Source organism: Armatimonas sp. (genome assembly GCF_031410135.1).
GTDB lineage: Bacteria > Armatimonadota > Armatimonadia > Armatimonadales > Armatimonadaceae > Armatimonas.
Window position 1 is genome coordinate 1 of record NZ_JANNYP010000900.1, and the last position, 1,010, is coordinate 1,010.

Sequence of the window (1,010 nt, forward strand, 5' to 3'; positions counted from 1 at the left end):
GTTGTTGCTGTTGTTGATTCTGAAACATTTTCGATCCTCTTCACTCCGATTGTACCGGAGTTTTGTGCTGAGGTAGACTTGTAGTATGAAGAACTTCCGAATAGGGATTGTGGGAATGGGCTGGGTGGCGGGTGCGCATATCGAGGCGTTTAAGAGCGTCAAGGGCGCGGACATTGTCGCCGTCTGCTCGCGGAGGGAGCTCGATGCCGCCGCGCTGAGTGCCCAGTACGGCACGCCACTCACGGTCACCACGGATTTTAATGACCTGCTCACGGACGACTCGATAGACATTATTGATATCTGCACGCCCCATCCGCTCCACCCAGAGCAGGCAATCGCCGCCGCAAAGGCCGGGAAGCACCTGATTATCGAGAAGCCCATCGGGATTGACTGGCAGAGCTGCGTCGCTGTTCGCGATGCCATCCGAGAAGCCCAAGTGCAGGCCTGTGTCTGCTTCGAGGTGCGCTTCAGCCGCCACGCGCAGGCAATCCGTGCCGCACTCGATAAAAACTTACTGGGCGATGTCCACTACGCCGAGGTGGACTACTACCACGGAATCGGCCCCTGGTACGGGCAGTACGCCTGGAACATCAAGAAAGACTTCGGTGGCTCCAGCCTCCTCACGGCGGGCTGCCACGCGCTGGACCTGCTCCGTCACTACTTGCCCGGCCAGATCGAAGAGATCACGTGCTATGCAACCCAGTCCCAAAATCCCAATTTCGCCGCCTACGAGTACCCGACGACTACCGTCTCGCTGCTGCGCTTCGCCGATGGCAGACTGGGAAAAGTAACGTCGTGTATTGACTGCCTCCAGCCGTATTATTTCCATCAGCACCTGGTGGGCAGTGAGGGCAGCATTTTAGACGAGAAGCTCACCTCGCTCCAGTGGCCTGGCATGAGCAAAGACCTCTGGACCAAGCTTGGCGTCCCCACCGTAGACTCCGGCGATGTGAGTGATCACCCGTACCCGCCACAGTTCCAGGCGTTTATTGATGCGCTCCAGAACAACC

Annotated in this window: 1 protein-coding gene; it reads left to right on the forward strand. The window is 58.0% G+C overall.

Annotated elements, in window-relative coordinates; all coding sequences use genetic code 11:
- Window positions 1-85: 85 nt before the first annotated feature.
- The coding region (locus RMO15_RS32125; RefSeq protein ID WP_309723070.1) for a Gfo/Idh/MocA family oxidoreductase at window positions 86-1,010 on the forward strand (925 nt) is incomplete at its 3' end.